This is a genomic window from Legionella sp. 16cNR16C (assembly GCF_021297775.1).
Classification (GTDB): Bacteria; Pseudomonadota; Gammaproteobacteria; order Legionellales; family Legionellaceae; genus Legionella_C; species Legionella_C quinlivanii_A.
Genome location: NZ_JAJTMX010000002.1, coordinates 878,198 through 903,720, shown reverse-complemented (window position 1 = coordinate 903,720; position 25,523 = coordinate 878,198). Strand labels below are relative to the sequence as shown.

Below are 25,523 nucleotides of genomic sequence, written 5' to 3'. Positions count from 1 at the left end.
AAATCTCAAGTCACTGAAAATAAATGTGATATTGTATAATGATAGCAGTAAAAAAAAATTTGCAATTATTTTTTCATTTATACAGGGAAATTCATGCAAAAAAAGCACCAGTTTGTTTTCTTCTTCACTTTTCTACTGGTTTCTGTTGCTTTTTCCAGAGGCACAATCGAATTCCAGCTTCAGCACATTCTGAATAAAAATCTTAACTCCACAACTCCCGGCGCCGTTTTGCTTGTTTCCAGCCCAGAAACAGGCTTGCTAATCGCTGCGGCAGGCCAATCCAATCATCAGACCGGGCAAATGATGAATACCAGTAATAATTTTCGTATTGGCAGCATTAGTAAGACTTTTTTGGCGGTCAGCTTGCTAAAGCTGATTGAAGAGGGAAAACTAAGCCTTGATACGAAAATTTCCACACTTCTTCCTAATAGCATTGATATAGACCGTATTCCGAATGGCCGCTTGTTGACAGTGAAAAATCTAATGCAGATGCGAAGCGGCATACCAAATTATGTTGAATACAACAGTTACTATCGCCTGATTGAACGAATGGTCGGACAACAATGGAAACCCGAATTGCTTATCAGACTTATTTATGATGAAAAGCCCAAATTCAGTCCCGACAGTTCATACGAATACAGTAACACCAATTATTTATTACTGCAGTTAATTGTTGAGAAGCTAACCGCCCATTCCTATGCGGATTTATTCAGAGAACAAATTCTGACTCCGCTCCACATGAAAAATACTTATGTGGAGCAAACAGACGAGGACACCCTTCGCTTAATTACCAGGGGCTATACACTGGCAGAGAAACAACTCATTGACGTGACCTATCTTAATGATGGTTTTGGTCTTGGGGATAGCGGCATGATTAGCACGGCCACTGATTTGGAGCAGTTTGTGGCGGCTCTTCTCAGAGATAAAAATTTACTGTCTCCAGGCTCTTTAGAGAACATGTTAACTACAAAGGACGACTATGGGCTCGGCATTTATCGGGAGCAGATTGGTGATGAATGGGCCTGGACTCATAATGGGGCCACCTCAGGCTTCCAGGGAGAGTTTTATTATTTTCCACGAGAGCAGTTAATTATCATAATACTCACTAATTCATTCGATACCGATATCATTGAAAAAGTCGTTTATGACGGCTATCAATTATTTAAGCGAGAAAGGGATTAGAAAATGAATTTCCCGGTTGCTCACAACCGGGATTCAATGCTCCAGGTTCACAGAGCCTAAAACTATCAATACATTTCATAAACAGCAGGAGTCACCTCAACGGGCGCTTCATTGACCACAGTTACCTCTTCATAGTTTGTGGTTTGTACAGGTGAGCAACAAGTATTGGTCACAACCGGGCGACGGACCTCTACGGCAGCGGCACAGCAATTGGTTTTTACAACAGGCCGTTTTATTACTTTTGTGCAGCAATTGCGTACAGGTACGGGTTTTACAACAACCGCATTACAACAGCTGGAGGGGGTGTAGACGGTATTTACATAGTCTGTGGTTGGAATATAACCACAAGCGGTTAAACAAAGGGCGGCAGGTAACAATAATATTCCTTTCATGTTGGACTCCGTTATTTTTCCATTAGCTAGCTTAAGTGTATAGCATGGTCATTGATAATTCAATTTTTGTACAGATGGTAGAATTATAAACATTGGAGTCTGAGGAGATGGCAAAGGCTAGTGTTTGTAAAACAGTCTTTGCGAGCGAAGTGAAGCAATCCACATTGAAACTTATGAACTGGGTTGCTTCGTTGACACTCGTAAAGACTACACTATGCACAGCTTGCCGTTGCGGCCATATTTTTCACATTCCGATCAATATTCTCCACAAATCCCATTCGAGATGTGTTAGTGAAGAAAGCTGAGGCATATCCATCTTTAATCTTGCTGTAGGCTAGTTTGGCTATTAATGCTAGTCCCGCTGAGATCACGGAGACAAATATATTTCCAAGCAACGGTTGCCATGTGTTTCGCCGTTCACTCATTGCATCGTCCTGACTATGCAGGTGAAGACGAAAATCATCTTCAAAAGCGCGATACGTCTGCTCATCAACCTTGCCGGACTCAGTCAGTACTGATTCATTATCCATAAGAAACTCATCAACTCGCTGTTTCAATTGACAGGCCAGGGTACCAGCCGTTTTGGCTTTGTCCGCATCGTCAATTGCAAGCTTTTCAGAATAAGCTTCCATAGCGTTTATGGACGAATAAAGAACATCGATTTTTTCGGCTGCATCAGCATTAACCGCGCGAATCCTCCCTAAAAGCTCATTTCTGTCCGCAAGAATCCTGGGCGTAAACACAAATGGCTTTTCATAACTAGCAGGAACCTGCTTGCGATATTCTTTAACTGCAAGCGTTAAACGATTAAGCAAAGGTTTGAAATGAACTCCACTGTAAGCTTTACCCTGGGTGTTGATTAAATCCAGAAGGGCTTTGCTATCCCCTGTATCCTTAAATTGAGCCAATTGTGCTGCCAGACACTTAATAAAGGCTGTTCGGCTGAATTGATCGGCCCTGTTGAAAAAATCTTTGGTATGATGTCTTTGGTTTCGCCTGGATAGATATTCCTGCAGCTCCAGATCAAAATCTGAAAAAATCTTGCTTCGAAGTATTGCTCTTTCCCGGATTGTATCGGCAACTGCCATCTTGTCGACAAAAACCGGTTCAATTGCTTGTTGGTGCTGTTTAAACTTTTCAATCTGCTCATGCACATCAATCAATTCGGGATTAAATTGCCTGAACTGCTCCTGGAATATTTGAAGACTATCAGGGGAAAACTGGGTCAAGTTAGTATTATGCAAATCCAGAATATTTTGTTTGTTTCTATAATTCTTTATGATTTCATCATTTGCATCAAAATCCAGTCGATCTAAATCTTCCTTCGCTTGTGCTGTAAGCTGTTTATTCATACTTTCCAGTCTTGCGTCAGCCATTTCTTTAAGCCGCAGCGACACGCGATCGAACTGCATGGTCAAATTTCTCAGGTCCGCTAAAGCTTGCTCAGCAAGGTTTGGTTTGTGCTTCGCAATAAAGCTTATGCGGCCATTGCAGCTATTTAATGTGGATTTCAAGTCATTGAATTGTTTCAACAGTTCATTGAGTTTATCAAGGCTCAAATCGTCTGTTATGACTGCTTCTACTTTGCCAAGCTCGTTCAGTAAAGGCCCGAGCAAATTGCTTTGTTCCGTTAATTCGGGCTTGAAACAGGTCTCCACTTGCTGATCGGCTGCTTCTTTTAGCGCTTCAATAGACACCAGATTTCTATGATAGGGGGACTGTGGCGAAATTGTTTTTTTAAACTTGTTTATTTCCTCAAATAATGATGTTATCTCTTCAAAATATGAGCTAAAGCCATTTTCATTAAAACCATCAAGAGCTATCAATCCATTCATTTTCTCGACCAAACTCTTCGCCCTGTTAAAGAAAGCAATCACAGAGGATAATGGACGTTGCTCTTGCTCTAAATCATCTAATTGTTTCTGTTGTCCATTAAGAGCTAATGTCAATTTACGATCTTCTTCGGCAGATGCATTGAGAGATTGCTCAACCGCATTAAGCGTCTGAATTTCTATATCCCCTTCCTCAATCAAAACGCTGATTTTATGCTGTTCCGCTCTGACTGTGGCATATTCAAATTCTTTAGAGCCGATAAGAGCATATAGTTGTTCTTTTTTCTCAACCTGATAGTTTTTTGAAACAAATCCCAAGCGGTTCACTTCAAAAGTTTTGTCCCCAATGACGGACAAAAAATAATCCAGTCCCGATAACTTTGCTCCCTTCACATTTAACGCATTCAGCTTGTTTATAGCACTTAGCGGGAAATCCCCCTTCCCACTATTATTGAGGCATGTCATAACGGCAAGGATCAGACTCTCTTTGTATTTTATGATCTCTTCCCGTTCTTTTATTTGTTTACTCAGAGCCGCTTTCCACTGCTCAAACTTTCTATTGGCATCAGAGACATTCTGGAAGTTGACTTTAACAGCTGTGTGCTGAGGTTGACTATTTTCTGCGATTGAGGGGTACACTTTTTGACCCAATTTATTCATCAGTTGAAAATACTGAGCTGAAAGACCAGCAACTTCATCGCGCAATTTAGATATAGAACGCTCACTTATACTTTTCTCAGAAGAAACAGCCTCTATCGTCTTTTTGTTTTCTTCAAATATTGCAATTAAATCATTAACACTTGCATTGGCTAAACGCTCATCCGCTAACTTCTTAAGCTGGGCTCTCTCCCGCAATTTTAAAATCTCAGACCTGTTTTTTAATAACATGGATTCCAGTTCATTGATGTGCTGCCCAAACTGCTGAATGTGCTTATGCAGGTCTGAATAAACTGGCTCATCATCAAGTGTCTCTCTGGTTTGGCTAAGTAACTCCCTGGCATTAATCAGTAATTTCTCGTGCTCGGAAATCAGTACAAGTTCCTTTTCATAAATATCTATAGCATCTGTTGCGGTTACAGACGGCTCCAGTTTCGGGATTACATATCCATTGAGCGGGTCGATAGCAAGTTCAATCTTTCTCAATTGCTCGCGAGCCTCTTCAATTGTCCTTCGTTGAGTGAGTATTTTATTCTCTGCAGTTTTGTAGGTATCAAGTGCGCTATTGATTACATCTTTGCCTAATGCAAGATACTTCAAATATTTATCATTGGCGTGAATTGTTCCCTGACCCATGACTGTATAGCTAAACTGGCCTTTATTTTCTTCTTTGTTTTCAGCTTCCGAACGGGGGGTATGAGAGACTATTAATAATGCAAATGCTTCTGGATTCAGGAAAGACACCAGTTCATCCATCACTAGAGGAAACTTTGCAAGCATTATGCTGATTTCATTAAACAGTTCGTAAACAACAGGATCATAAATTCTGATTTGATAGCTGCCCTTGATTCCTAAGGCATTGTGCAGGTGCCAATAAAAAGACCCATTCTCCTTCAATAAACCGACATCCAGCTGACCCTTAACAAAATAAGCTGAGAAATCAAAGGAATCAATCGCTGCATCAATTGCTTTCAAGGAATTTTCAAGACTGAAATCAGGTATTTTTTGCCAGTTGGTAAGAAAATTAAGCGTAGAGGCTCTAATATTCTTTTTAAATGTTTCTTTCAGGCGGCTTATGTTTTGTTCATTGAATTTTTGAGAACCTAGCAAAGATTCAAGATTACCGTAGATATTACCCAACAAATTATAATCAGGGTTAGCGCTTAAGTATTCGGTATCCTTGAATAGTTTTTCGGCTTGCTTTCCCAATTTACGTAATGCGAAAATGCCGGGCGATTCTCCTTTATCAAACTTGGGAAGAACTACTTCAGTAAGAAAATCAAATGTTTGATTTATAAGCTTTATCTGAGTCATTGAAAATTCTTTTTTCAAATCGGTATCAACCAGACTGATTTCACCCATTCTATTTTTGGAAAGAATTTCCTGTCGACGTATCTTGAACTCGGAGATCAAATTGCCCAATAAGCTAGCTTCAATGTTAGTAAATGCGAACATAACGCCTACATCTCAGATTATTTGGGTTAATAATATCCCAAAAAAATTAAGTGAGTATTAAGTACTATTGTCCCCTACGTGCACAACTCGAGAGCCGAGGCGTAGTAGGTTAGACTGTAGAACTTGCGTTAGTCACTATGGGCGAAAATGTCATTAAGCACCACTGCTAACCGGCAGCCGGCCAGTGTGATTCTTTTTTCAACCGCCGTTTTAACGTCGTTCTCATAAGCTTTGGATGGTATTTCACCGTATTGAATGCGATAAGCGAGATTAACTGCCAGGTCGTAAGATTCTTCAGACCAGCTTTCAGGGTTTATAACCTGAGAGGCAGTATCGCAGGGCCACTTTTTTTCAAGATATTTAGCCTTTCTGTTAAGCTGAGCAGCATTCAAATAGCCCGTTTTAAGCAACCCGCCGCCATTATCCCAATAGGAATGGAGATTTCTTGCAACCGGGTTTTGTCCAAGAATAAGAAAATTGCCTCCCGCGTCGCCTTCGGGAAACCGTCGGCTAAATTCACTGACCGCATGCATGGGCTGGTGTATGTCACCCGTGACATGCAATAAAATCCTCAGACTAAAGCCTTTATCAAAGGGAGTGGATTGACGCTTTTTAAGCGTGGCAATGGCTTTGTTCAAAGCCAGCACGGCGTTGTTTTTATCTGGGGGCACCAGAGGAGTGCCATCACGACTGAAAGGAATATCTATATAATGGAGAGACTGTAACCATAAATCGTTTTGAAAACGCAGGGTATCCATCCAGGGGCCTGCATTAACAAATGAAAGAGGCTTATATAACCGATCCAATTGATGATTATAGTGATTAACCGCCTGCTTTGTTTCTTTCGTCAAATGATTATAGGCAATCTGCGCCACCAAACGGTGACCCAAAGCATTCCAGCTATGGGCCATATTAACAAATAATAAGAAAAATAAATAAACAAACGTCCTTATCAGATTCATCATTTACCCTAAATAAGGTGACCAGGCAGGTTCCTGAACATCACCCTGGCGAGCAGGGAGACGTAAACGAATGCGTCCGTCAATTGAAACAACCCCTAACACCCCTTTGTCCTGGAAACGTGTTGCATAGAGTACCAATCGGCCATTAGGAGATACAGAGGGCGATTCATCAAGTGAAGCAAAGGTCAGCAGACTCACCTGACCGCTATTCATATCCTGTACACCAATATTGAATTTGCCATTGTCGCGGTGATACATCACCAGATGTTTCTGATCCGGGGTAAACATTGCCCGCGCGTTATAGTTTCCATCATAAGTGATACGGTTAATGCTGCCGTCAGCCAGAGACAGTTTATATACCTGTGGAGAACCCCCGCGGCCTGAAGTAAATATCAGGGAACGGCCATCAGGAGTATAGCGCGGTTCGGTATCAATAGAGTCGCCAAAGGTTAATTGCTTCATGCTTCCTGAAGACAGATCGATGCTGTAAATTTTGGGACTACCACTCTTGGATAATACAACCGCCAACTGACGACCATCAGGCGACCAGGTCGGCGCACCATTAATACCAGAAAAATCAGTGACTAATTGCCGTTTCCCGGACTCAACTGAAACAATAAAAATCTGTGCTTTTCTTTTCTCAAATGAAACATAGGCGATTTTACTGCCATCCGGCGACCAGGAAGGCGACATGATCGGTTCAGGCGAAACCAGCAGGCTTTGCGGGTTATAACCATCAGCATCTGCAACTTCGAGAGAATAGCGGGCACGGCCTGCAGTTCTTTGAACCAGAACATAGGCGATTCGGGTTGAGAAAATACCCCGTTCACCAGTCAGTTTTTCATAAACCATATCACTGATATGGTGCGCCAGTGGACGAATATCATTGGCACCCACCTGGAAACTTTTGGAAAGCAGCAATTTGTTTTGGCTGACCGTATCCAATAATTCAAAACTGATATCGTAGCGGTTTGAACCTATCGGAGTCACCCGGCCAGTCAATACGCTGTCGGCACCCGCCTGTTTCCAGGCGCCAACGCCATTCATTTCCATGGCAGGGAGGCTGATAATTTTGAATTGACCCGACAAGCGCAGATCGTTATTAATCACTGACGTGATTTCCTGGGCACTGCTGTTTTCTCCGAATGAATTGATTCCGATGGGCAAGGCTGAACTGATACCCTGGGTCAATTCCAAATCGAGCGCAAAAAGATGGCTTGATACAAGCGTTAAAAAACAGGTCAGAAGTTTTTTCATAGACACAATAATTACCCCCTAACGTTCTCGGGTCTAACGGTTAAACTGATATCGCGGAATAAATTAAATGTTTCCGGATCACTTGGCACCGGCAATGGCGATGCTTTATATATAGCGGTTTGCGCGGAGCGATCGAGTATGGGATCCCCGCTGCTGCGCATCAGAGTCACTTCCAGTACCGCTCCATCAGGCGCCAGACGAATTCGGAACTGACTGGATAAATGACTGTCCACGTTTTCAGGCAGAATCCACTGTCTGCCAATCGCGTTCACAATCATCGCCTTGTATTTGTCAACTTCACCAGCCAGCCGGGCCTGCTGGGCGGCTTCCTGGGCAGCTTGCTGCTGAGCAGCGAGTTTTTGCTGAGCGGCCTTTGCCTCTGCGGCCGCTTTGTCTGCAGCTGCCTTTTCTGCAGCCAGTTTATCAGCAGCGGCTTTTTCCGCAGCCTGCTTTTCAGCCAGCTGCAGGGCTTCCTTCGCCTTCAACTCATCCTGTTTTTTTTTAAGCTCAGCCTGTTTTGCTGCTTCCTGCTGTTGTTTTTCCAACTGTTGCTGTTTACGCTTTAACTCTTCCAGACGCTTGGCTTCCTGCTCTTTTTGCAATGCCAGCTGTTTGAGGCGTTTTTGTTCTTCTTCAATTTGCTTTTTACGCTGTATTGCCAGCTTTGCCGCCTCATCTTTCAACCTGGCCAATCGCTGCTGTTCGCGCAGCCGCTCTTTTCGTGCATCCTCAGCCTGTTTTGTCAAAGCCTGCTGTCTCGCCTGCTCGGCTTTTTGCTGCTGTAGTTTTTCCTGTTTGAGCCGGTTAATTGTTTCCATGACTTCCTGGCTATCCACGCTTACCGCTTTTACAATTTCCTGCTGTTTTGGCTGCTCGACCTGCTCGACAGGCAACATCTGTCCTGGTGTGTTTTTGTTGTCAGCGACCAAAACGGGGTGTTCGTTACTGGATGAATCCTGCAAAAGAAAAAGTATCAGGCCGAAATGCAGAATTAAGGCAGCGATAAATGCCTTACGATAGCTCATATCATTTATCATCCCTGCATCTCCGTTTCCTGGGTGGAGTCGGTCATTAAGCCAACTTTTTCAGCACCTGCCTGTTTCAAAAAGCCCATAGCAGACACCACCTTCCCGTAAGGAACGCCCTGATCACCTTTAACCAGCACATTAACAGACTGGTTATTCTGCTTCGCAAGCTCAAGTTCAGCGGCAACCCTGACCACTAGCGCATGAGGCTCGATCGGCAGCTCAGGTTGGGCATTGATATTCAGGAAATAATCGCCTTGCTGATTAACGGATACAATAATGGGTTCTCGCTCACTGTCTTTTAGTGACTCTGTTGATGCCGCTTTGGGCAGATCAACAGTTACCCCCTGCGACAACATCGGAGCGGTAATCATAAAAATAACCAGCAGCACCAGCATCACATCGATATAGGGAACCACATTGATTTCCGCAATGGGCCCGGCACCTGGTTTTCTTCTTTTTCTTAACATGGAAGTTATCCTCTAATCGGTACAGTGGTTTGTTGTTCGATTAATGCGATAAGCTCATCCTGAAATAAATCGTATTGCTCCAATATACCAGTGGCTCTGGTAGAATAACGATTAAAAGCAATCACCGCGGGTATGGCAGTAAACAGTCCAAGGGCTGTTGCCACTAATGCCTCAGAAATTCCGGGAGCAACCATTGCGATGGTCGCCTGGGAAGCCTGCCCTAAAGCCTGGAATGACGTCATAATCCCCCAAACGGTTCCAAATAAACCGATGTAAGGTGCAATGGACCCCACTGACGCAAAAAAAGGCAGGTGCTGCTCCAGCTGAATTGCTTCCTTATTATGAGTAATTTGCATAACTCGCTGAATAGGCTCCAAGGCAATCGCGCCCTGCTTTCTTGTGCGAACATATTCTTTGAACCCCGAATGAAAGATCGAAGCCAGGCCATGCTTGCTATCCGGATTGCCATCAACATCGGCATAGAGCTTGCTTAGGTCGCTACTATCCCAGAATCGCTGGCTGAAGCTGTCGCACTCAAGCTTTTTGCGCTTGAAATACCAAGCTCTTTGTAAAATAAGTGTCCAGGACGTAATCGAAGCGACAAGCAAGATCAGCATCACTGTTTTAACGACCAGGCCTGCCTGTATAAAATACGCTAATACGCTCGCATGGGTTCCCACTGTATTCCTCCAGCATTTTAGAAGTTGATTTTGACGTAACTCAATAATTTCAAAAAAATTGTCTTTCCACAATGACAGATAATGTCATTTTTGCAATAAATTGAATCGATCTGGCAAGCGCCGCGGCCTGGTATGCCTGTTTACACAGACGATTGTCACCAATGCACTGCAAAGCTCGCTATTATGCTCATTCTTTATGATTTGTTCAAATACAATACTGCATGCCGTTTTATTTTTTATATTACAGGTAATAGTTATAAGATCGTCTAATCGGGCAGGCTGCTTGTATTTTAATTCCACATCTGTGATAACAAAATGGCAGTCCTGCTTTGCTAAGTCAGTAAGCACCAGGCCATTACTTCGCAACATCTCGGTTCTTGCTCTTTCGCAAAATTTCAGATAATTGGCATAGTAAACGATACCCATAAAATCGGTATCTTCGGCATAAACACGAAACTGGCTTGAATGCGTAAATTGAGACACTAGACGCGCTCCGCAGGCTGTAATCCAAAAAGATGGTACGCCTGGGCTGAAGCGATACGGCCTCTTGGGGTACGCATTAGAAATCCCTGCTGAATTAAGAAGGGCTCCAGCACGTCTTCAATCGTCCCTTTCTCTTCACCAATAGCTGCAGCGATACTGTCAACCCCGACAGGTCCACCATCAAAACGCTCAATGACTGCCAGTAATAATTTTCGGTCCATCATATCGAAACCATTTTTATCGATATCAAGCATCTCAAGTGCTTTTTTCGCCATATGCAGAGTGATTATACCTTCCCCGCATACCTCAGCATAATCTCGTACCCGCCGGAGCAAACGATTGGCAATTCGAGGTGTTCCTCGTGAACGTAAGGCAATTTCTTTTGCACCAGCTTCTTCTGTACTTACTTTAAGCAGATTGGCTGAACGCTTCACTATTTGGGTTAAGGAATCAGTGGAGTAGAATTCCAGACGCTGAACAATGCCGAAGCGATCTCTCAATGGGGAGGTCAGCAAGCCTGCTCGTGTAGTAGCTCCCACCAGTGTAAATGGAGGCAACTCGAGTTTTATGGAGCGAGCGGCTGGTCCCTCGCCAATCATGATATCCAGTTTGTAATCTTCCATTGCTGGATAAAGGATTTCTTCAATAACTGGGCTTAATCGATGAATTTCATCGATAAATAAAATATCGTTTTCTTCTAAATTGGTTAATAAAGCTGCAATATCACCTGCTTTTTCTAATACTGGCCCGGACGTCTGGCGAAGATTGACCCCCATTTCATGGGCAATAATACCTGCAAGAGTAGTTTTACCCAAGCCTGGAGGTCCGAAGACGAGAACGTGATCAAGCGCGTCATATCGCTTTCTGGCCGCTTCAATAAAAATGCGCATTTGAGTGCGAACCGCATCCTGGCCAATATAATCATCAAGATTCAATGGGCGGATCGCTCGATCGATAGCTTCTTCTGAGCCAATTTGGACAGCACTTATCAAACGGTCGCTTTCGAGCATTTTTATTCGTGTTATTATCAAATGCCACATTCTAGCACAGCTATCGAACAAGATAATAGCAAGATCAATGACAAAACAATCTATTTGAGAATAACGAGAATTGTTGAGCGAATACGGTGTATTCTTGAGCGAACTGTGCCTAATGGACAATGCATTCTGCGAGCAATCTCTTCATAAGCCAATCCTAAAACACTGTATAGATAAAAACACTTTTGCAGAGTTTTTGGTAAACTCAGCAGAAATCTGGTTATCTTCTCACTGAGTTCCAAACGAATTGCCTCTTGCTCGGGTGAGCTGTCCTGCGTATCGGGTTCCTCGCTGAAAATTTCTACAGTATCCAGACGCCGGCTTCGATAATAATTAATAATTGTCGTTTGGGTAATCTTGTATAACCAGGTCTTAAAATTAGCTTTATGATCGAATTGATTGATAAAACGAAACACTTTAATGCAAACTTCCTGAGCGAGATCTTCTACATCAGCCATCTCATCTACCTGCGCTCTGATCTGGTATACAATGCTGGGACGATAATGGCACAAAAGTCTCCCAATAGCCGCTCTTTCTCCGCTTCGCGCCTGGTTCACCAATTCCATATCTAGATCTTTTTCTAGCGCAGCCATGATATGCTCTTTAATTGCTCACATCTTATTTATCGTCACAAACAATAATTGCTTTAACATTGTTCTTATTGATTATAACTCATTCACATTCAAACCGAGGACAATTGAGCGAAATTCTGTATGAGATAGCTGATCGAGGAATATGGGTATGATTTTTCGCTGGTCTGGGGAGGACAATTCGAGAAGAAAAAACAGTCCGGTGTTTAACAAAACCCTTCGCCTGGTGAAGATTATGCGCTGTCCGTTTTTGTTAAGAATCCACTCATCATAGATAAACTGGATGCTGATTTTCCCTGAAGGATAAGGAGACTTCAGAATATAAAGCATCTGGAGAATAATGAGGCAAGTCAGGATAAGTTTTAAAAACAGCAGAAGAGAAGATGCCATTAACATAAGGAATGCAAACAGATACAGTATGGAGGCTGTTTTGATATAGTTTGGCGATCTATTTAACTCTATGCCGCAACTTAATGAATTGTACAAGTTCGGATAACTCCTTATCCTCAGGCGATTCTTCTGTCATCAACCAATTATACAGATCCGGATCATCACAGCTTAACAATCTTTCCAGCGTATCAAACTGCTCATCCCTCATCTCGGCAAAACTAAACGCAAGAAAAGACTGGAACAGCAAATCAAGTTCAAGCATTCCTCTGCGGCATCGCCATTCAATTCTGGCTTTTCTAATTGGATCTATCATAATTTATGTATTTTAAAAATCGGCAAATGTTACAATACAATGCTAATGTACTGCAAATTTATTGTTATCTGGCGCTTTTATGAACACTATTCAAATTGATAACCGAGTTTATACTAAAATTGATTCCCCCGAAGAGAGCGGGCTATTTCCGCTGGCAGGAGGGTCTGCAATACTTTTTGATTTGAGTTACCTGGCTCTTATCGAAGTCAGCGGTAATAAATCAATGGAATTTCTGCAGGGCCAATTAAGCTGTGATGTTTCAAAAGTGACATCTGATCAGATGCGGCAGGGAGCATTCTGTAACCTGAAAGGCAGAATTTTAAGCCTGGCAGATATTATCAGCTGGCAACACTACTATCTGGTTGTACCCAATGATTTATGTGATAAAACCATTGAGTCACTAAACAAGCCAGCCAGGCTTAGCCGGGTTAAATTGCAGGCTGTTTCTGATTTCTTCATTTTTGGCTTATATGCCCCACCCGGCTCTCTGCCTCTCGCCCATTTGGGCATTGAACTACCCAAACAGCAATATGAGCTTGTGTCCAATGATGATTTTTGCTGTTATTCTCTTGGAAATAATTACTATCAGATCATAAGCCGAAGCGATGATCTTAAAAATAGTTTTATTGCACAAGAGCAATTCTATGGTTCCCTGGCATGGCATCAGCTACAACTTCGACGCAAGCAAATAGAAATTTATCCCTCTTCCCGTGGGCTTTTTCTACCGCATCGGCTGGGTTTGCATCTGGCAGGCTATCTCGATTTCCAGAAAGGCTGCTATAAAGGACAGGAGATCATCGCCCGCACCCATTACAAAGCCAAACTTAAGCATAAACTTGCCATTTATCTCATTGAGACTGATGAGCCATTAGTCCTTGGGCAGCGTATTTTAGCGGATGATCGAAATAGTGAGCTGGGAGAACTTGTCGATTTTTGTCCTTTAGAAAACAACCACTATCTGGCCGCAGCGAGTATTCTTTTTGAGCATCCCGAGATGGTTTATTTTGAAGGGCACCAGAATTCTGTCAGGTTACAGGGAATATAAATTCTTCTGCAAGTCTGCTGAATGCTTCACTGCTACTTAGTTAAAGATGAATGTTGGGCCAAGGGCCCAACATTCATGGATTGTATTAACCTGATTGTCAAACTTAATGATGCTTGTTACTTCTTAGAGCCCGGCAGCATTTTTCTTAATACATCATCTCTATCAATAAAATGATGTTTTAAAGCTCCTGCAACATGTAGAACAATTAATACAATCAGGATCCAGGCAATCGTTTCGTGAAACTCGAACATTAAATCGGACAGGCTTTTATCAGGAGTAACTCCGGGAAACGGAACATTGAAAAAGCCAAAATAGCTAGGAGTGCGATCAGCTGCGACCGACATGATCCATCCTGAAAGCGGCATTAATATAAGAAATAAATACATAGAGTATTGCACCAAGCGGGAAAGAAGCTTTTCCCAGAGCGGAACATTTTCTGGTAAGGGAGGTCTTCCGCTTTTGGTTAACCAGATAATCCGCAGTATCACCAGCAAAAGAATACTCAAGCCTAATGACTTGTGAACCATATACGCTGTTGCTGCAAACTGATCAGGGATCTCATCAAGGAAAAATCCCACCGCGAGCATTCCAAGTACCAATAAGGCGATAAGCCAATGAAAAAACCTGGAACCACTTGAGTAATGGGTTACCAACTCGCTTCTGTACATCTGAACTCCTTTTGATAAATCCGGGCAAGTGGCTTTATCATTTCAAGATATATCAATAAAAGCAATCATTTAATCAATTTAGAGTGATACTTATGTTCTATGTGAAAGTGAGCAGATCTTACTGAATCCCGCGAACAAGTCGCGGGACGCAGGAACATAGGGCCTAATACTTTAACGCCTACACCAGGGCTTCTTTTTCGGTCATTTGCATTGTGGTCTGCGTTAAATCAAGCAGTTCACGAATCGCAACAAAGTACATTGTGTAATTCAGACTGGAACTGGCACGAAGATCAGCCAATATATGCTGCCAACGTTCAATCAAACCGGAATGGCTCTCTGCCCATGCAGTGAAACAACCCATGAAATCTTTTTGCTGATTGTCCAGCGTAATCACTCCCATTGTAAGCTGTCTTTGCTGCCAATCCAAATCATCCCGTAATGCCTCACGTGACAACGCTTCCCAGTTATTGTCTGTTGGATGAGCAATAATTTGAGAACGGATCCAGTGTAAATCAAGAAACTCTCCAATCCCAAAATAAAGTTCGGCCACTTTAGTTACACTAATATCAAGCTGCCGAGCAATTTCCACAATATCCATCGCTGAAAATAAAGCACGGACGGCCGTTAGATCACGAGCCAGCTCAGGGCTTAATCCCTCTTCCAGCTGCTGATTATATTGAGTTAGGTAAACTTCTTTATAATCAGCGCCGAATATGCCAGGAATCGCTTGTTTTAGTTCAGCTACCCCTGGGGCGAAAGCCTTAACAGCTTTACTGATATTTAAACGCAGACGCTGGTTACGCAAGAACCATCTTGTGGTTCGTCTCAACAAGCGCACACAAGACATAACCAGATCCATTTGCTTTTCAACCGTGATCAGAGTTTCCAGATTTTCAATCTGATGCCAGATGTTATCAATATCCAGAATGCTTCTTGCAATCATATAGGCTCTTGCAATGGCCGATACAGGCGCGCCGGTTTCCTCCTGCATACGAAATACAAAATGGAAGCCCATTTCATTAATGATAATATTGCTTAATTTTGTAGCAATAATTTCACGTTTCAATGGGTGCTCCTGCATTTGCTTACTGAATCGCTCTTGCAGAGGCTTAGGGAAATAGCTCACCAAAATTCCTTTCAGATAACTATCTTCCGGCACATTGGTTGCCAGGATTTGCTCTTTAAGAATGGTCTTACTATAACTCTGCAATACCGCGATAGCTGGACGCCCAAGCCCTTTGCCCAGGAGCTTTCTCTCCATGAAGACTTTATCGTCTGGCAAAAACTCCAAAGCCCGATCGATTTTACCAGTACGCTCTAACTCGTTAATATAGCGAGTGTGCAATTCGACCATCCGCAGGGAATTTTCGGCTGTAAAACTAATGGACCGGGTTTGGGCAAAATTATCTTTAAGCACCAATGCCGCGACTTCTTCCGTCATTTCTTCTAAAAGCTCATTTCGCTGTTTAAAAGTTAAATCACCGGCAGCAACAATTGTATCCAGCAAAATCTTGATATTGACTTCTTTATCTGAACAACTTACCCCTGCGGAGTTATCGATAAAATCTGTATAAATCAAACCGCCAGCCAGGGAATATTCGATTCTGGCAAGCTGTGTCAAACCAAGATTTCCGCCCTCAGCAACCACTTTACAGCGTAGTTGAGTCGCGTTGATACGGATTGCGTCATTGCTTCGATCTCCAACATCCAGATGCGTTTCAGTGGTCGCTTTAACAAAAGTACCGATACCAGCACTCCAGAGCAAGTCGACTTTGGAACGTAAAATGATGCGAATCAGTTCATTGGGCTCGATATCTGATTGCTTGATACCGAATGCCTGCTTCATTTCCTTGCTGACAGCAATCGATTTGGCATTACGATTAAATACGCCGCCACCCTTGGAAATTAATTTTTTATCATAATCCGCCCAGGTTGAACGAGGTAAATTAAACAGGCGCTGACGTTCATTAAAACTGGTTTCGGGGTTCGGGTTAGGATCAACGAAGATATGCATATGGTTGAAGGCGGCAACCAGTTTGATGCGATGCGATAAAAGCATCCCGTTGCCAAATACATCACCCGCCATGTCACCAATACCCACCACAGTAAAGTCGGTGGTATTGATATCGACATTCATTTCATAAAAATGCCGTTTGACCGATTCCCAGGCCCCACGTGCAGTAATACCAATTTTCTTGTGATCATAGCCCACCGATCCGCCGGAAGCGAAAGCATCTCCCAGCCAGAAACCAAATTCCAGCGAGATTGCATTGGCAATATCAGAAAATGTGGCGGTCCCTTTATCCGCCGCGACGACCAGGTAGGGATCATCTTCGTCAAAGCAAATAACATTCGCCGGCTTGACGACATGACTGTCTTTATAATTATCAGTAATATCAAGCATACCGCGAATGAAATCCTGATAACAGGCAATACCTTCCGCCAGGATCTCTTCTCTGGAACCATTGGCAGGCAAACGTTTGGGAACAAATCCTCCCTTCGCTCCAGAAGGCACAATTACCGCATTCTTGACCTGCTGGGCTTTCATCAATCCCAGGATCTCAGTGCGGAAATCTTCACGACGATCCGACCATCGCAATCCTCCGCGAGCTACTTTACCGCCACGAAGATGCACTCCCTCGAAGCGGGGAGAATAAACGAAAATCTCAAATAAAGGATGCGGTTTAGGTAAATTGGGAATCAGCTTGCTATTTAATTTAATAGAGACATAGGGCTTATAATTCCCCTGCTTGTCCAACTGATAATAATTCGTCCTTAAGGTCGCCGCCATTGTATGCACATACTGTCTGATAATTTTGTCTTCATCCAGATTGGCTACGTTATCCAGTGCGGCAAACACTTCTTCAACCTTCTCGCCAAATTGAATTTCACGCTTTGGATTAGCCTCTGGATTGAAGCGCATTTCAAAAAGTTCAACCAGTTTTTTGGCAATCAGCGCATTGTTATTCAGTGCGGATTCAATATATTCCTGGCTGAAGGTCAGACCTATTTGCTTGAAATAACGCGCGTAAGTACGCAAAACTGCAACTTGTCTCCAGTTTAAGCCAGCCGCCAGAACCAATTGATTAAAGCCGTCATTTTCTGCTTCACCAAACCAGACACTGGCAAAGGCATTCTGAAATAAATCTTTAATTTCATCGATATCAAAACATTCACCCCCGGTGTATTGCAATGAAAAATCATTGATCCAGGTTGTTTTGCCATCTTCAAATTTTAAAGTATAGGGTCTTTCACTAATGGCACGCATACCCAGCCGTTCAATGATAGGCAGCACATCTGAGAGCGGAATAGTATTATCATGCTGATAGATTTTTAGCCTGAAGCTGCTCGCCACTTCATCCATCGGACGATAGAAGTTCATTACCAGGGGATTATCTTTCGATAATGCCTCTATATGTTTGATATCATATACTGCTGTTCGCGGAGTAAAATTATCTTTATACGCACCAGGGAATGCAGATTTGTAGCGCGCATTCAGCCTGTTTGAGACTTCTTCACCGAAGGCCTCTGACAGAAAGTGTTGCAAATCATCCGTCCAGGAACGGCCAATCTCAATCAGCTTTTGTTCGATTTCTTTAAAATCCCACTCGGTATTATCCTGAGGATTGGTTTTGATGATAAAGTGAATACGGGCAAGAACCGACTCTGAAAACCAGGTCGAAAAACTGATTTCCTGCGCGTTAAAACTCTCGGCAAGTTCTTTTTGCATTGCCTGACGCAATTCAGTATTAAACCGTTCCTTGGGAACGTAAACCAGGCAGGAAACAAAGCGGCGATAAACGTCTGTGCGAGCAAACATGCGGATACGGCGGCGTTCCTGCATGTAGAAAATGCCCATAGAGATTTCAAGTAATTCATCTTCAGACGCCTGGATCAAATCGTCGCGAGGCAGAGTTTCCAGAATATTCAGCAGGACTTTGCCAGCATGGCTGCGAGGATTCAAATTGGAATTTTTCATCACAGTCGCGACTTTATGCCTTAAAAAAGGAATATGCTTGGGATTGGTATTATAAGCCGCAGAGGTGTAAAGACCAATGATGCGTCTTTCTCCGATAACCTGCCCTTGTTTATTAAAACGTTTCACACCGATATAATCGGTATAGGCACTGCGGTGAACGGTAGCTTCTGTGTTAGTCTTAAACATCACCAGAGCACGATTGGATAATGTCAATTCGCGTGCTTCAGGCGTCATTGCCGAAATACTGCGTACATTCGACTTGCTCATGCTGGATCTCAGAACCCCCAGACCCGTTTGCGCAATCGGCTGAAGAATTGTTTCCTGTCCCTTATGAACCAGATCATAATCCCGTATACCAAGAAAAGTGAAATGATGGTCTTCTATCCAGCCTAAAAATTCTTTGGCCTCCTCCACCTCAGCCTGATCGATTATTCCTGCAGCTTCACTAAGCTCGTCAATCGCTTCACGGACTCGTTGCCGCATCATTGGCCAATCTTCAACAATAGCGCGATTATCTTCCAGAACCCGCTCGAAATTACGATGTAATTCTTCAAGCACTTCAGGATCAGTCTGGCGATCAATCTCGATAAAAATAGGGGCTTCTACATAGATGGACGATCCTTTTTCACTGCTGCCTCTTGGCAATACCTCAGCAACCTGGTGCTGTTTATCTCTGCGAACAGTAAATCCGCCCATATGAATCACTAAATGGGAAACCAGGCCAAGACGGTTAATCACCATGCGTAATGTGTCAACCAGAAAAGGCATATCGTCAGTGATGACCTCAACAACAGTATGAGTTGTCTGCCATCCATGCCGTTCGTAATCGGGATTATAGATTCGAATTTTGGTTTCATTGGGAGAACGTTGCTGAATGAGCGCCCAAAAATTGATAGCTGCACCATACAAGTCATCAATGTCCCATTCACCCAAATCTTCAAGGGCAACAGTGCCAAAAAACTGACGAACAAATTCGGCACAATAAAGGCCCTGATCACCGGTCATTTTCTGACGTAATTTATCAACGACTTCCTGGATAATCAGATCCTTGCCCGCTTCAAACTTATAAGACATGCATTTACCTCATCAGGATGGGAAATAAATTTTGAGGAATTATATACTGGACCCCATTCAATTTGCGAGAAATTAAAGCATAGAAATTGCAACTGTTATTGAATATATACCGGGGTTCCTACTTCTACCCAGTCGGACAGGGCAATAATGTGGCTATTTCTCATACGAATGCAGCCATGGGAGCCGGGATGGCCCAATGGGGTAGTATCAGGTGTTCCATGAAGATAGATGAATCGTTTAAGACTGTCTACTTCTCCGCCCTGGTTTCGACCTGGCTCCATTCCATCCAGTTGGAGAATGCGGGTCAGGATCCAGTCTCGCTCGGGGAATTGGTTTGCCAGTTCCTCGGTGTACATTTCTCCAGTCCATTCTCTGGCGACAAATACCGAGTTAACTTCTGCCGTTAATCCCAATTTACTATAAATACGATGCCAGCCTCTGGGGGTACGGAAACTGCCCTTTTCCTCCCCCAGACCGTTTTTGGCTGAAGATATCGGATAAACATTAACTAAGAAGTCGTATGCATAGCAATACATCGACTGCACCTGGGTATTAATAACTATAATCTGACGGCTCATTTTATTGCGACAGTTTTAACATTCACAAACTCAAGAATACCTTCACGCGAAAGCTCTCTCCCCAAACCTGAGTGTTTTGTACCCCCAAATGGGACACGTGGATCTGATGCGACAAAGGTATTCACAAAGCAGGATCCGGCATCTATTTTATCACGGGCTATTCTTTCGCCGCGCGAAATATCACGGGTAAAAACCGCTGCGCCCAAACCATATGAGCTGTGGTTGGCAAGCTCTATTCCCTGCTCTTCATCCTTCGCATCGATTAGGGCAATCACTGGTCCGAATAATTCCTCATTAAACGCCGGCATTCCCGGTTTTACATCTACAAGCAAGGTAGCGGGATAATAAAAACCCTCTCGCTGCGGAATTTTTCCTCCTGTAATCAGCCGACATCCTTTAGTCAGGCTTTGTTCTACTTGTTTCTGAAGAGTTTCTCTCAGATCGTTTCTCGCGAGCGGTCCCAACTTTGTTGTATTTTTTGCCGGATCATCCATTTGATAGGCAGCTATTAATTGTTCTATTTTCTGCTGCAACGTGTCTTTAACAGAATGAACCGCAATTACACGTTTAGCAGCGATACAAACCTGACCGCAATTATTCAGCCTGGAAGAAACCACAGCCTGGGCAGCGATATCCAAATCCGCATCTTCCAAAATTAAATAAGGATCACTTCCGCCTAACTCCAAAACCGCTTTCTTCAAATTTGAAACGGCTAGCCCGCCCACAATCCGCCCGGCTTTTTCACTGCCTGTAAAACTCAATCCGGCCACCTCGGGGTGTGCAATCACTTTTGCTGCCACGTCATTATCTATAATCAGATTTTGAAATAAATGGTTTGGAAAACCTGCTTCGAGAAATAATTGTTCCATCGCATTGCCAGCACCAATGGAAATCGGTGCGTGTTTCAACAATACCGCATTTCCGGCCATGATGGCCGGAATGGCACAGCGAAAAACCTGCCAGAAGGGAAAATTCCAGGGCATAATCGCTAAAATAACCCCCAGCGGTTTGTAACAGACAAATGTTTTTTTCATTTCCGTCTGAATGCTGTGATCAGCCAGATAATGCTCTGCATTTTCGGCATAATGCTCACAAACCCAGGCGCATTTTTCAATTTCAGCCTGAGACTGGGTTATAGGTTTACCCATTTCCATTGTAATAATTTGAGCGAGCTCTTCAGACTTTTGCCGCAATAACTTTGCCAATGCCAGCACCAACGTCGATTTTTCAGCGAAAGTTTTGCTTTTCCAATGTTTAAATGCCGTATGAGCATTGTGAATCCTGGTTTCGGCAGTCCTGTAATCCAGAGCCTTATATTCGTTAATCAGATGCTCATTCGCCGGATTAATTGTTTGAAATATCATATTCCATCTCCTGTAGGCATTTTCCCCGAACTAAAAGACCGAGAAGCAGTTTAAATTAGTATAACACTTCGCCCCCCTTTTCAGGAAACGGGCATTTTAAAGTTCATTTATTAATTAATTGGCGTATTTTTTATTAACAATTTTCGCTAATTACACAAATATCTCAATCAGATGACCGCTATCCTTGCCTCAGATAAATGATTATTGTTACTATTTTGCTATTTGTAATCGTTGGAATAATTCCAACACTAAACTAATTTGTTTTGCAAATGTAATCTGCAAAACCGCCATACAGGATTAGAAATGACAAAACAAAAACTGGGCTACCGTTTTTCTCATTATTTGGTCGCCTGGGCAGTACATGCCTTTACAGCCAGTGCTGCGTATGTGGGAATATTGACCCTTATTAAAATTTACCAGCAGGAATATCAACAGGCACTGTGGTATATGGCCATTGCAGTTGTAATCGATGCGCTGGATGGCACCTTGGCAAGACTTGTAAAGGTCAAAATGGTATTACCCAATATCGATGGCGCCTTGCTGGATAATCTCGTGGATTATGTTAATTATGTGATTACTCCCTGCTTTTTCCTATACGCCAAAGCAGATATGCTTCCCCCTTCACTGGGTTTATTAATTATTATTGCGATTACAATCACTTCGTCCTACCAGTTTACCCAGTCTGATGCTAAAACGCCTGATCATTTCTTTAAAGGATTCCCCTGTTACTGGAACATCGTAATTTTTTACATGTTTATTTTTAACACATCGATGTATACCAATGCCTTGATTCTTGCCGTTTTATGTCTTCTGGTTTTTGTTCCAGTCAAATACGTCTATCCCTCGCGGCTCGACTATCTGACAGAATCCAGGGCACTAAAGGTGCTGATGCATGTCTTCTCAATAATGTATGGAGTTTGCTCTGCGATTATTTTATGGACCTATCCCGAGCTAAACCCATTTTGTCTGGCTGTCTCACTCATTTATGTGGTGGTTTATTTGTTATTAAGCATTTACAGAACGTATTACCCGATGATCAAATCACGAATCACTGCTCATCGCGAAGAATTAGAGAGCAAGGTTTAAAAGGAGGTTCACTTTTAGACTCAATCTCATTAGAATAGCCGCTTTTACATTGGTATAAAGGTTAATAATGTCATCATTAAAGACAGGATTTGCAGGAATTTTATCGCTGCTGGCTTCAGTAAGCAGTTATGCAGAGGGGTTTCCTCGTGGGTGCGAAGTCACCGGTTTTGGATATAATGGCTATAATCTGGTTCTTAATGAAACGGGAGATCAAAGCTTTTATTTGATACAGAATCGCAGTACGCATCATGTTGAACTGCAGCGTATCGAAACAAAAGAGGTCTTTATGAGCCCTCCTCTGACCGCAAAATTACAAGCTGCTAACTGGGCAGCCTTTGCATCCGATGAAAAAGAATTTAACTTTCAATGTTTTGTCGTTGAAGACAACAACACTGAAAAAGTAGATTGCCGTGAAGTGCTCGACGTATGTCAATATCCAAGAGCAAAATTTGCTTTAAGCAACATGGGCAATTATTGGGTTTCCACTAACAAACCACAGCGCGAAATCATCAATGACGCAGCAGCCAAAGGCATCTATTTACGCTGGTAACAAGATGCCATTAACATTCCGTGATTATTTCTTTTGGATGCTTGGCATTGTGGGTGCAATCATCACCCTTTATGGTTTCACCCAGACCAATGCACAAGCCTATTATGTAGCAGGCTCAAGCCTTCTATTGCTTACTGCTATTTACTCCAGACTGGTATTTTTTATTGCTTTGGAGCTCATTCTGATTGCAGGGCACGGCGCGATATTGCTGGGCATTGGTTCTATTCTGCAATTTGCCATCCCGGTTTTGTTATGCGTGCAGCTGCTAATCTTTTTTTATCTGATAGGCCAGCTCAATAATATTTTCCTTCTGATAGGTATAGTCGGTATTGCCAGCTTATCGATAGGTTTTTCTTATGCTAATGAATGGATATTTTTTATTGGCGGAATATCCCTGGCAACTTATGCATTTTCTATTGTAAAGAAGAACCCTCTGGTATTACTCTGGGCGGTTTTAAACAGTTTATTCGCACTCATTGCTATTATTAATGTGATTTTTTAGAAAATTGCACAAAGGAGTTGGTTATGGCAAGAACACCTTCAAATATGAAAGAGCTGGGCTCTGCAGCGCCTGAATTTTCCCTGACAGATGTTATTTCCAATAGCAAAGTTGAATTGCGTTCTCACAAGGGTCAGATTGCCACAGTGATCATGTTTATTTGCAATCATTGTCCCTATGTAAAACATGTTAATAAAGAGTTGAGCCAATTGGCAAAAGACTACACTGGTAAAGGAATAAGCTTCATTGCCATTAATTCAAATGATGTAAAAAACTATCCTGATGACTCTCCTGAGAATATGCGAATAACTGCACAAACAGAAGATTATCAGTTTCCTTATCTGTTCGATGAAACTCAGGATGTTGCCAAAGCCTATCAGGCGGCCTGCACCCCGGATTTCTTTATCTATGATGCGAATCTGACACTGGTTTATCGCGGACAACTTGACGACTCACGTCCGGGAAATCAAATTCCGGTATCCGGTATTTCTATCCGCAATGCACTGGATTGTCTGTTAAACGCACTGCCCGTTTCCACAGAGCAAAAACCAAGTTTGGGATGCAATATCAAATGGAAAGAATAATTAAATTTAGTCACTAAAAGGAAAATATTATGTCAGCTAGCCAGGCGCAGATTGTTCGGTTTCATGAAACAGGGAATGCCGATGTGTTAAAGCTTGAGAGAGTCGCATTGCCAGAACCCGGTCAGGGCGAAGTACGCTTGCGTGTCCATGCGATTGGCTTAAATCGCGCGGAAGTAATGTTTCGCGTGGGCCAATATCTTATAACGCCACAGTTCCCCTCCAAAATTGGTTATGAGGCTTCAGGAATCATTGAAGCTGTGGGTCCAGGTGTAGATCCCCAAATGATTGGTAAAAAATTCAGTACGGTTCCCTGTTTTGATATGGGTAAATACGGAGTCTATGGTGAAGTCGCCATTTTACCTGCTTATGCTCTGGCGGCTTATCCTGAGAAATTATCCTTTACTGAGGCGACATCCATCTGGATGCAGTACATGACTGCTTATGGCGCACTCGTTCATTACGGGAATGTATCTAAAGGTGATTTCGTGTTGATTACTGCAGCGAGCAGTAGTGTCGGTATCGCAGCTATTGAAACAGTGCGTGCTCAGGGCGGTATAAGTATTGCTACAACTCGTACTCAAGCTAAAAAAGCCGAATTACTTGAGCTTGGCGCTGATCATGTGATCGTCACTAACGAGGAAGATCTGGCCGCGCGAGTAAAAGAAATTACTGGAGGCAAAGGCGCACGCGTCATTTTCGACCCTATTGCAGGCAAAGGTATTGAAGCATTGGCTGAGGCTGCCTCAGACAAGGGAATCATCTTTGTGTATGGCGCATTGGCCAATGAGCCGATGCCTTTCCCTCTGTTCACTGCCTTAAACAAGGGACTCAGCATTCGCGGTTATACACTGTTTGAGCTCAGTACCAACCCTGAGTTACGAAAGAAAGCAGAGCATTATATTTTTGATCATCTGCAAAGTGGAACATTTAAACCACGTATAGCTCGCAGCTTTACCCTGGAGCAAATAAAAGACGCTCATCGCTATATGGAATCCAATGAGCAGATTGGAAAAATTGTGATTTCAGTCCAGTAAAACCGGCACGGTACGTAAATTTATACGTACCGTCACCTTTTTTACATAGTCACTACAGCGCGAAAACGCACCTGGCCATTCTTTACTTTTTCATAGGCCTTATTGATTTCATTCAAAGAATAGGTTTCAGCAACTACTTTGACCTTTCCTTTAGAAACCATATCAAGCGCTTCAAAAAGATATTCCCGATGGTTTTGCTGGCTGCCGATTATTTTTATACGTTTGACGATTAAATCGGCTATAGGTGCAGCAAATAAAGTAGTAATCACTTACTGTGAATGCAGGAAAGATTGGATATAATACCCAGGGCAAAACTGAGGTCACTGAATCACAGGAA

General features: G+C 42.9%; 23 protein-coding genes. 7 read left to right on the top strand and 16 right to left on the bottom strand.

Going from position 1 to position 25,523, the window contains the following annotated elements; translation table 11 throughout:
- Positions 1–93 precede the first annotated feature (93 nt).
- On the top strand, positions 94–1,182 hold the full coding sequence (locus tag LXA66_RS07865; protein ID WP_233012682.1) for a serine hydrolase: 1,089 nt from the start codon (positions 94–96) through the stop codon (positions 1,180–1,182).
- A 65-nt stretch (positions 1,183–1,247) separates the two neighbouring features.
- Here the strand turns inward: LXA66_RS07865 and LXA66_RS07860 are convergent, their stop codons facing one another.
- From LXA66_RS07860 to LXA66_RS07810, 11 genes are all read right to left on the bottom strand, one after another.
- On the bottom strand, positions 1,248–1,574 hold the full coding sequence (locus tag LXA66_RS07860) for a hypothetical protein (RefSeq protein ID WP_112219729.1): 327 nt from the start codon (positions 1,572–1,574) through the stop codon (positions 1,248–1,250).
- A 212-nt stretch (positions 1,575–1,786) separates the two neighbouring features.
- Positions 1,787–5,518 (bottom strand): hypothetical protein, encoded by a 3,732-nt coding sequence (locus LXA66_RS07855; protein WP_233012681.1) that lies wholly within the window; start codon positions 5,516–5,518, stop codon positions 1,787–1,789.
- A gap of 128 nt (positions 5,519–5,646) precedes the next feature.
- Positions 5,647–6,483, bottom strand: a complete 837-nt coding sequence (locus tag LXA66_RS07850) for a S1/P1 nuclease (protein WP_233012680.1) — start codon at positions 6,481–6,483, stop codon at positions 5,647–5,649.
- Positions 6,484–7,737: a Tol-Pal system beta propeller repeat protein TolB gene (tolB, locus tag LXA66_RS07845; protein WP_233013032.1), complete on the bottom strand. Its 1,254-nt coding sequence runs from the start codon at positions 7,735–7,737 to the stop codon at positions 6,484–6,486.
- A gap of 11 nt (positions 7,738–7,748) precedes the next feature.
- Entirely contained in the window at positions 7,749–8,774 is a 1,026-nt protein-coding gene (gene tolA / locus LXA66_RS07840) for a cell envelope integrity protein TolA (RefSeq protein WP_112219732.1), read from the bottom strand.
- A complete protein-coding gene (gene tolR, locus LXA66_RS07835) occupies positions 8,771–9,232 on the bottom strand; it encodes a protein TolR (protein WP_112219733.1) in 462 nt (153 codons plus the stop codon). Before tolR ends, tolA begins: the two co-directional genes overlap by 4 nt.
- A 5-nt stretch (positions 9,233–9,237) precedes the next feature.
- The gene (tolQ, locus tag LXA66_RS07830; protein WP_058506635.1) at positions 9,238–9,912 is read right to left on the bottom strand and encodes a protein TolQ; all 675 of its coding nucleotides are present in this window, start codon (positions 9,910–9,912) and stop codon (positions 9,238–9,240) included.
- Positions 9,913–9,996: 84 nt separating this feature from the next.
- Positions 9,997–10,395: a tol-pal system-associated acyl-CoA thioesterase gene (gene ybgC / locus LXA66_RS07825; protein WP_370637215.1), complete on the bottom strand. Its 399-nt coding sequence runs from the start codon at positions 10,393–10,395 to the stop codon at positions 9,997–9,999.
- Positions 10,395–11,405 (bottom strand): Holliday junction branch migration DNA helicase RuvB, encoded by a 1,011-nt coding sequence (ruvB, locus tag LXA66_RS07820; protein WP_112219734.1) that lies wholly within the window; start codon positions 11,403–11,405, stop codon positions 10,395–10,397. The genes ybgC and ruvB overlap by 1 nt, the downstream gene beginning before the upstream one ends.
- A gap of 80 nt (positions 11,406–11,485) precedes the next feature.
- Positions 11,486–12,025 carry a sigma-70 family RNA polymerase sigma factor gene (locus tag LXA66_RS07815; RefSeq protein WP_233012679.1) on the bottom strand — a complete coding sequence of 180 codons (540 nt, stop codon included), beginning with the start codon at positions 12,023–12,025 and terminating at the stop codon, positions 11,486–11,488.
- 445 nt (positions 12,026–12,470) lie between these two features.
- Positions 12,471–12,725: a succinate dehydrogenase assembly factor 2 gene (locus tag LXA66_RS07810; protein WP_233012678.1), complete on the bottom strand. Its 255-nt coding sequence runs from the start codon at positions 12,723–12,725 to the stop codon at positions 12,471–12,473.
- A 79-nt stretch (positions 12,726–12,804) separates the two neighbouring features.
- Between LXA66_RS07810 and LXA66_RS07805 the strand changes: the two genes are divergently transcribed.
- On the top strand, positions 12,805–13,770 hold the full coding sequence (locus LXA66_RS07805; protein WP_233012677.1) for a folate-binding protein YgfZ: 966 nt from the start codon (positions 12,805–12,807) through the stop codon (positions 13,768–13,770).
- Between the two features lie 116 nt (positions 13,771–13,886).
- Here LXA66_RS07805 and LXA66_RS07800 read toward each other — a convergent pair whose 3' ends face one another.
- The 4 genes from LXA66_RS07800 to LXA66_RS07785 all read right to left on the bottom strand — a co-directional run bounded on the left by LXA66_RS07800 (position 13,887) and on the right by LXA66_RS07785 (position 21,433).
- Positions 13,887–14,438, bottom strand: coding sequence for a cytochrome b (locus LXA66_RS07800; protein ID WP_233012676.1), 552 nt, complete (start codon positions 14,436–14,438; stop codon positions 13,887–13,889).
- 178 nt (positions 14,439–14,616) lie between these two features.
- Positions 14,617–19,491 carry an NAD-glutamate dehydrogenase gene (locus tag LXA66_RS07795; RefSeq protein WP_233012675.1) on the bottom strand — a complete coding sequence of 1,625 codons (4,875 nt, stop codon included), beginning with the start codon at positions 19,489–19,491 and terminating at the stop codon, positions 14,617–14,619.
- A 95-nt stretch (positions 19,492–19,586) separates the two neighbouring features.
- Entirely contained in the window at positions 19,587–20,069 is a 483-nt protein-coding gene (locus LXA66_RS07790; protein ID WP_255665310.1) for a L,D-transpeptidase, read from the bottom strand.
- Positions 20,066–21,433 carry an NAD-dependent succinate-semialdehyde dehydrogenase gene (locus LXA66_RS07785; RefSeq protein ID WP_233012673.1) on the bottom strand — a complete coding sequence of 456 codons (1,368 nt, stop codon included), beginning with the start codon at positions 21,431–21,433 and terminating at the stop codon, positions 20,066–20,068. Before LXA66_RS07785 ends, LXA66_RS07790 begins: the two co-directional genes overlap by 4 nt.
- A gap of 303 nt (positions 21,434–21,736) precedes the next feature.
- Between LXA66_RS07785 and pcsA the strand changes: the two genes are divergently transcribed.
- The 5 genes from pcsA (at position 21,737) to LXA66_RS07760 (ending at position 25,186) form a co-directional block, all read left to right on the top strand.
- Positions 21,737–22,519 carry a phosphatidylcholine synthase gene (gene pcsA, locus LXA66_RS07780; RefSeq protein ID WP_133139097.1) on the top strand — a complete coding sequence of 261 codons (783 nt, stop codon included), beginning with the start codon at positions 21,737–21,739 and terminating at the stop codon, positions 22,517–22,519.
- A gap of 67 nt (positions 22,520–22,586) precedes the next feature.
- Complete coding sequence (locus tag LXA66_RS07775) at positions 22,587–23,069, top strand: enhanced entry protein EnhB (protein ID WP_112219744.1); 483 nt, start codon at positions 22,587–22,589, stop codon at positions 23,067–23,069.
- 4 nt (positions 23,070–23,073) lie between these two features.
- Positions 23,074–23,571, top strand: coding sequence for a hypothetical protein (locus tag LXA66_RS07770; RefSeq protein WP_172458252.1), 498 nt, complete (start codon positions 23,074–23,076; stop codon positions 23,569–23,571).
- A 23-nt stretch (positions 23,572–23,594) separates the two neighbouring features.
- Positions 23,595–24,152: a thioredoxin family protein gene (locus LXA66_RS07765; protein WP_112219745.1), complete on the top strand. Its 558-nt coding sequence runs from the start codon at positions 23,595–23,597 to the stop codon at positions 24,150–24,152.
- Between the two features lie 29 nt (positions 24,153–24,181).
- Positions 24,182–25,186: a zinc-dependent alcohol dehydrogenase family protein gene (locus tag LXA66_RS07760; protein ID WP_233012672.1), complete on the top strand. Its 1,005-nt coding sequence runs from the start codon at positions 24,182–24,184 to the stop codon at positions 25,184–25,186.
- Between the two features lie 41 nt (positions 25,187–25,227).
- Here LXA66_RS07760 and LXA66_RS07755 read toward each other — a convergent pair whose 3' ends face one another.
- Positions 25,228–25,455, bottom strand: a complete 228-nt coding sequence (locus LXA66_RS07755) for a zinc-binding dehydrogenase (protein ID WP_233012671.1) — start codon at positions 25,453–25,455, stop codon at positions 25,228–25,230.
- Positions 25,456–25,523: the final 68 nt, after the last annotated feature.